The 6,159-nt window shown below is 57.5% G+C and carries 7 protein-coding genes; 4 read left to right on the forward strand and 3 right to left on the reverse strand.

Features of this window, described 5'->3' with window-relative positions; all coding sequences use genetic code 11:
- Positions 1-215 precede the first annotated feature (215 nt).
- Positions 216-1,514 carry a DUF3463 domain-containing protein gene (locus CFE428DRAFT_RS32455; RefSeq protein WP_006983997.1) on the reverse strand — a complete coding sequence of 433 codons (1,299 nt, stop codon included), beginning with the start codon at positions 1,512-1,514 and terminating at the stop codon, positions 216-218.
- A 364-nt stretch (positions 1,515-1,878) separates the two neighbouring features.
- Here CFE428DRAFT_RS32455 and CFE428DRAFT_RS32460 point away from each other — a divergent pair, with 364 nt between their 5' ends.
- From CFE428DRAFT_RS32460 to CFE428DRAFT_RS32475, 4 genes are all read left to right on the forward strand, one after another.
- Positions 1,879-2,577 carry a hypothetical protein gene (locus CFE428DRAFT_RS32460; RefSeq protein WP_006983998.1) on the forward strand — a complete coding sequence of 233 codons (699 nt, stop codon included), beginning with the start codon at positions 1,879-1,881 and terminating at the stop codon, positions 2,575-2,577.
- Positions 2,561-3,169, forward strand: a complete 609-nt coding sequence (locus CFE428DRAFT_RS32465; protein ID WP_006983999.1) for a hypothetical protein — start codon at positions 2,561-2,563, stop codon at positions 3,167-3,169. The genes CFE428DRAFT_RS32460 and CFE428DRAFT_RS32465 overlap by 17 nt, the downstream gene beginning before the upstream one ends.
- Before the next feature lie 4 nt (positions 3,170-3,173).
- Entirely contained in the window at positions 3,174-3,995 is an 822-nt protein-coding gene (locus CFE428DRAFT_RS32470; RefSeq protein ID WP_006984000.1) for a hypothetical protein, read from the forward strand.
- Between the two features lie 114 nt (positions 3,996-4,109).
- On the forward strand, positions 4,110-4,535 hold the full coding sequence (locus tag CFE428DRAFT_RS32475) for a hypothetical protein (protein ID WP_006984001.1): 426 nt from the start codon (positions 4,110-4,112) through the stop codon (positions 4,533-4,535).
- Positions 4,536-4,944: 409 nt separating this feature from the next.
- Here CFE428DRAFT_RS32475 and CFE428DRAFT_RS32480 read toward each other — a convergent pair whose 3' ends face one another.
- Positions 4,945-5,337 (reverse strand): hypothetical protein, encoded by a 393-nt coding sequence (locus CFE428DRAFT_RS32480; protein WP_042726297.1) that lies wholly within the window; start codon positions 5,335-5,337, stop codon positions 4,945-4,947.
- A 306-nt stretch (positions 5,338-5,643) separates the two neighbouring features.
- Positions 5,644-6,159, reverse strand: a 516-nt coding sequence (locus tag CFE428DRAFT_RS36505; RefSeq protein WP_272941154.1) for a group II intron maturase-specific domain-containing protein, incomplete at its 5' end; no start/stop codon positions are given.

A 6,159-nucleotide genomic window follows, 5' to 3' on the forward strand; every position in this document is an offset into this window, starting at 1 on the left:
CGGGTTTTGGGGCGGAGCTTCCACGCCCTGCGCGTGACCACGCGCCTATTGAAAAAGCTCCGCACGAAAACCCGTAGAGATCAGAGGTCCTTCGACTCCGCCCATGCTTCCCCGCTCCGCTCAGGATGACGGGCTTTTTTTTCGTGCGCTTCGCGCTCACCGCCATAATTTCACCGAGGGCACACGCCAGGCAGCGCTGAACGCCCGCCCAGCGGTTACGACACCGCCTCAGCCGGCTTGTGCGCGGGAGTCGCGTTCTTGCCGGTGAGATGGCCGTCGCCGGCGGTCACGCCGTTGAAAGCCTCAATTTCCGCATTCGGCGAGCCCACCGGCTTCGCACCGAAGTTGAACTTGATCGTCTTCCACGTGTCGCCGGGCTTGCCCTCGAGGCCCAGCGCCGCCGTCGGCTCGTAGCCGCAGTTCATCATGCAATTCTCGCAACGCGGATCGCGCGCCACGCCATTGACCACGCCCACCTTGTCCCAATTGGTCTTCTCCAGCATCTCGCGATAGCTGGTGTAGTGACCATCGGTCATGAGATAGCACGGGCCCTTCCAGCCGCGCACGTTGCGCGTCGGGATCGCCCAGGCCGAGCAGGTCAGATCGCGCTTGCCGGCCAGGAATTCCAGATACACCGGCGTGCCGAAGATCGGATATTTGGCGCCCCACTCCTCCACCTTGGCGAACTTCTCGATGGTCAGCTTGCGAGTCAGGAAAAAGCTCTCCGGCGCAATGCCCAGGCGCTTCACCATGTCGGCCTTGGCCGCGTCGTATTCGTAGCCCGGCGCGATGGTGTGCCCATCCAGTTTGAGCGTCGAAAGATACGCGAAAAGATCCTCGATCTCCTTCACCTCGGTCTCCTTGTACACCGTGGTATTCGTCGCCACCTGGTAGCCGAGAATCTTCGCCATGCGCATGGCCAGCACCGCTTCCTGGAAGACGCCTTCACGCTCCACGATGAGGTCATGGGTGCGCTCCAGGCCGTCGAGGTGCACGTTCCAATACATCCACTGCGTCGGCGCGATCACCGGCGCCGCGGCATCCTTCGGCCCCTTGCGCACTTCCTCCGCGTCCTTGGCGGAAATGAGTTCCTCGCTGAGCAACACCTGCAGCTTCTCCTCCGCCAGTGGCGGATTCTTGACGAAGAGCGACGCCAGGTAGCCGCGCATCTTCTTCCGCATGAACATGGCGTTCGTGCAGACATAGACGATGCGCTTCTGGGCGAGCAGGCCCGTGACCAGCGCTTCGATCTCCGGGTAAATCAGCGGTTCACCACCGCAGATCGAGACCATCGGCGCCTCGCACTCCTGCGCGGCTCCGAGGCAATCCTGCAGCGGCATCACGTTCTTGAGCGAAGTCGAGTACTCGCGGATACGGCCACAACCGGTGCAAGTGAGATTGCACGTGTGGAGCGGTTCCAACTGAAGGACCGTGGCGAACTTCTTCTCGCCCTTGAGTTTTTTGCCGATGATGTACGCGGCAATTTTAGCCGTCAACGCGAGCGGAAATCTCATGAATGGGGCGAGTGGTATACGACGAACGAGGGACTTGGCAACCGTGGATGACGGGATTTTGTGAAAATGAATTTACAGTCAGGAAACGGTTCGGAGTCAAAAAGCGGTCGCATCTTGCTGTGCGAAGTAGCACATCTCTAGGTTCGACCCAGTGTGAATACAAACCATGGAGCGGAGGGAGTAATATTTATATCACCTCTCTCGCAGCCCTCAATTTCCACTGCCTCGCGCCGCTCCCATTTCCAGTCCCCGCTTTCACAATGTCGGGAAGGTAAGGTGCGCTTGCAGCCTGAGTGGCCGCAGTCGTATCGCTGCCCTCGTCTGCGCTTGCGTAAGTTCTGACAAAACCTGTACATCGGTGAGCATGTGGAGACCTCTGCTCCGAGAATTTGAATTCGACTACGCGGACGGCTATCTTTTTTGGGATAAGTCCGGTCGCGTCGCTCGTCGTCTCCTACAAACCTTTCCGGACATGCTGCACAAGGAGTCCGCCGTTGACCAAAAAACCTTCGCGTCGCGAAACGGAACCGAAGATTTTTTTTACGGAGTTCGAGTCGCGCACCTTCGCGTGTTCAGCGGTGACGCGGGCGCGTTTCGTCAGAAAGCAGCCGCCTTTGCCCAGGCGATTTTCGAGGAATTTGATGTCGAAGTTTTGACGGGCTTTCGGTTCCGGCTCGTTCTGGGTTGGCCTTGCGAAACCTATGATGAGGCACAACGTCTCATGCACAAACTGGTGCCGCTCGAGTCCGTCGAAAAACTCACAACCGGCTTGCAGGGGTTTGATGCACAAGGGATTCAGGTGGAACTTAAGAAGGCTCCGTGGTTCATTACCGCGAGATTCTCGGTCATTGAGTATCCCGAGCAGACACCCGAAATTCCTGGCGTTCCCAGCCTTCCAGTTCGCAATATTCCTCACGTCGCCGCTTCGGTCCAATCCGATGGGACGCAGCCCCTGAAAAGCAAGGATCTGGACGTGGTGGCTCTTTTGGATAATCTTGAGAGCGGCGTAGCAGCGGAATTACTACAAAAACTCAGTCCCGAAATCCATGCCGACCCAAGCTGAAATTCCGACCGGCCTCCGTTTGGAAAAGATGCTGGATGCGCGTCAGCGCAATCCGCTGACGGAATTCTTGTCGACGCAGGCCCAACGGAGTGTGCCTGCCGAGGCCCTCCGAACGTCGAAGTTCGACCATTATCTTGTCCAGAAGCGGGCCGACGGGACGAACGACGCTTTTCGGCTCGATTCCTACAGCGAGGAAGAGCTTTACGGGATCGCGGGATCGCCAGCCCTTCGTTTTCGCCGGGATGTGGAGCGACTAAAACTGCAGGTTGCTGCGATCAAGGAACTGGAGGGCAACGAGATTGAGGTCGAGCATCTCGCCACCTTGCTTTGGGCGGACATCGGGCGGCTGACCGGACATCTTGGAGCCTCGCCCCAGATCGACGAGATAGTTGCCAATCTCCGCGTTGCCCGCGCGCAGTTCGTCGCCCAGCCAACTCCTTTGGCGATCGTCGAAGCCCTCGGTGAGGTTTTTGAGATTGTTGTCCGCAATGCACAGTTTTCAACGGACGCAGTGGATGAGGCCCTTGACCGCATGGAAGCGGCTGGCGTCGACTTGAACTTCCCGCTCCAGTTCGCCAAAGACAGCGTTTGATCGGATGGCTGAGGCATTCCTCGATTCGACGGCCCTGATTGAGATCATCTTCCGCAGCAAACGTACCGGCGCACAGGTGGTGGCGGCCATTCCACCGGGGGCCGCTAAGGTGACGTCCCAGTATGTGATTTTCGAGATCGCGCGTGGCTTCTTCCGATCGCTCCTTGTCCTCTACAACAAATCCCTGGCCATGGAGCAATTTTCGCAACTCCACGAATTCGCCCACAGCGGGCAGCAGATCTTCAAAAAATATCGTCGTGAGGTCATGCTCGGCGCCTTCGATGATTATTTCTCACTTCTTGAAGGGATCGATGCGAAGGTCACCACCGGCCAACAACTCGCAGAATTCAAGGGCTGGCTTGGGCCTCATATTCGGCGGGGCTGGAGAAAGCTGGAAAGGGAGGCAAAACTCATCAACGCGATCGGATGCAGGACGGATCTGCCTGCGCCGAAAACACGAGGCGATGGGTGTTACGACCAAAAACTTCCAACGCAAGAATGTGGCACCCCGAAAGCGTGCGGGCTTGATCAATACCTGGGCAACCAAGCCACCTCGCTCGGCGTGCTTTTGGACGAACTTTGCCAGATCGACGATGCGGATTCCGAAACCAAACGCCGAATCAAATCCCTGCGTCGACTGCTGGAAGGGCCACGTGGAGCCAAATTCAAGGGGACAGATTGCTTCGCATGCGGGGACGCCCTCATTTGTCATGAATCGCCGTCCGACAGCACGGTCATTTCAAAGAACAAAAAGCACTTCGAACCACTGTGCGAAATCTTGGGGCGAACCTTTCAGGGATATCCGGTGAGGGAGACCGCCGGATAGGCTGCCGCCGGCCAGCAGATCCGCCGCGATCGACGGCAGCCGCCAACCTGCCAAAACAATTGCGGCAACGCGTTCGACAGTCCCAAAATGCCGCCTCCCCCGCCTCCTTATTTCATGAAAAGATTGTCCCTGCGTATCGCCGGTGCCCTCTGCGTCATGGTGGGCGCGGTTGCCTGCACGCCTGCGGCGAGCGACAAAGTGGTCATTTTCCCAGACGGACCAGACCCCGCGAAATTCTTTCTGCAGTGTGACGATGTTCCTGGTTACGATGTCCTGGTTGCTATCGCCAAATACCGAAAATATGAAATTCGTTTCGATCCGCGGGCGGAGGCGCTATGCCGGCAAACGAAAGTGGGTGGTTTGTTCTACCAGCCGTGGGAGGGCGGAGGTACGGATGTCGAGCAGGCAGCGCAAATGGTTGTCACCGTCGTTTATGATAAGGCCAATCTCCCACCAGGCGATCGGCTGGTCTTCGTCGAACCAACGAAGAGCGATCCGGTGGCGAAGGTGACGGTCGTCAGCAAAAGTGCCTCTCGCTAGTCCCGCCCGGTAGGGATAGAGGTCATTCAACAAAGCTGCCTCACCGTCGTTTTGAGTGGGTGGGCTTCCATGGGAGAGTGTATCGCGGAGCGATGCTAGCCGGTAGCCGTGGACTTTAGTCCACGGAAGCCTTCCCAGCGGGCCTCGTCGCGTAGCGACGTCTGCCTTTCCTCTCCAATCCTTGCGGCAAACGTCGCTACGCGACGGGCGCCTCGGGGGGCCGTTTCCGTGGACTAAAGTCCACGGCTACCAGCAGGTATCGCTCCGCGATAGGAGATACCAAGGCCGCCACCTCATTTTGCAAACATCGCGCGGCGAGGGTTTGGGCAAAAGAGGTTTTTGCCGGCGGGGCCGGCGGATTTGCGGGCTCTCGAGATTTGACTGCCTACTTCCCCATTTTCACTCTCTTCTATCTACCTGAAAAGTCGTTCGCCACCTCTCTAATTTCAGGGTTATTCGAGGCAGCCCCGATGGCACAGTATTGCTCCAGGAGCGGGGAACCGACTCCGTCAAGCACTTCCAAAAATCTCCTATATTCCCAATCATCGGAGAAATTGACTGCGCGGTCGACGAATTCAGGAAGATGTTCGTTTATCCAATTCTGAGGCATCCGCACAAACGCACGCCGCCCCGCGGTGATTACCCCTACATTTTGGGCCTGACAACAAGTGGCCAAGATTTCCACAGCCAACTGCGCCGCAATCTGAATCTCTAATTCGGCGATTGTTTCCAATCGCGTCTTTGCTCCTGGGAGAATTGCTTCCAGGCGAGAGTAAAGGCGATCGTCATATAAGTCTTTCATCCCTTTTTTTCTAAAATCTTAAATCGGCAGTTGGGGTACTCTCTTGCCACCCGCCAAGGCTCCCTCCAGTTCGCTTTCCAAACCACTCACCCGGGCGGCCACCGCTTTATTTCCCATGATAGATTGTGGCAATCGCTGGAGTATTTGGATGATCGCACCGGCGTCGCTGTAACCTCCTGTGTAGAGTAGGCGGGAGGAGACGGAGTGAGAGGCTTGAAAGCCCATGACCGCATCCTCCCGCCCCTCATCAAACCGGACAGGCGGTTTTCCCGCATCCGGCTTTCCGAGTTCCTTTGTCCTCGAGCGTCATGAGGCCATGCGGATCGGCATTTCGTAGAGTCCGTAGGTGTCGAAGAGAGTGCGGTTGGTCCAGTGCTTAAATTTGCCAGAGCGATTGCCGTGTTTGCGCCACAGCCATTGCCGAAGCCGATGGGCAACGAAGTCATTCAATTGTCGAAAGCTCCGGTGGTAGTGGGCGAGGGCAAAGTAATTGCCCCAGCCACGGGTCACTTGGTTGATCTCATGCACAGTTTGCCCGGTTACTCTCCAGGTGGTGGATCGTCGTGTTAGTTCACGCACACGGTTCCGGAGAGACTGCTTTGCGGCAGGGCTCGGTTCCGTGTGCACATACGGCGTCCCCTTTTTCGATTGTTGCCAGCGGAAGGTAAAGCCCAGGAACTCAAAGCCACTCTCGCAGCTCTGCACCACCCGGGTCTTGGTTTCGTTCAGGGCTAGCCCTCGACTTTGCAGCCAGCGGGCCAGCCGCTCCTTCATACCCCGACCTTCTCCGGGCCGACAGAGGATCACCAGATCATCCGCATA

The organism is Chthoniobacter flavus Ellin428 (assembly GCF_000173075.1).
Lineage (GTDB): Bacteria > Verrucomicrobiota > Verrucomicrobiia > Chthoniobacterales > Chthoniobacteraceae > Chthoniobacter > Chthoniobacter flavus.

Bases quoted from the DNA above. Each gene is read 5' to 3' on its own strand.
- CFE428DRAFT_RS32455 (WP_006983997.1), bottom strand. From the start codon at position 1,514: ATGAGATTTCCGCTCGCGTTGACGGCTAAAATTGCCGCGTACATCATC.
- CFE428DRAFT_RS32460 (WP_006983998.1), top strand. From the start codon at position 1,879: ATGTGGAGACCTCTGCTCCGAGAATTTGAATTCGACTACGCGGACGGC.
- CFE428DRAFT_RS32465 (WP_006983999.1), top strand. From the start codon at position 2,561: ATGCCGACCCAAGCTGAAATTCCGACCGGCCTCCGTTTGGAAAAGATG.
- CFE428DRAFT_RS32470 (WP_006984000.1), top strand. From the start codon at position 3,174: ATGGCTGAGGCATTCCTCGATTCGACGGCCCTGATTGAGATCATCTTC.
- CFE428DRAFT_RS32475 (WP_006984001.1), top strand. From the start codon at position 4,110: ATGAAAAGATTGTCCCTGCGTATCGCCGGTGCCCTCTGCGTCATGGTG.
- CFE428DRAFT_RS32480 (WP_042726297.1), bottom strand. From the start codon at position 5,337: ATGAAAGACTTATATGACGATCGCCTTTACTCTCGCCTGGAAGCAATT.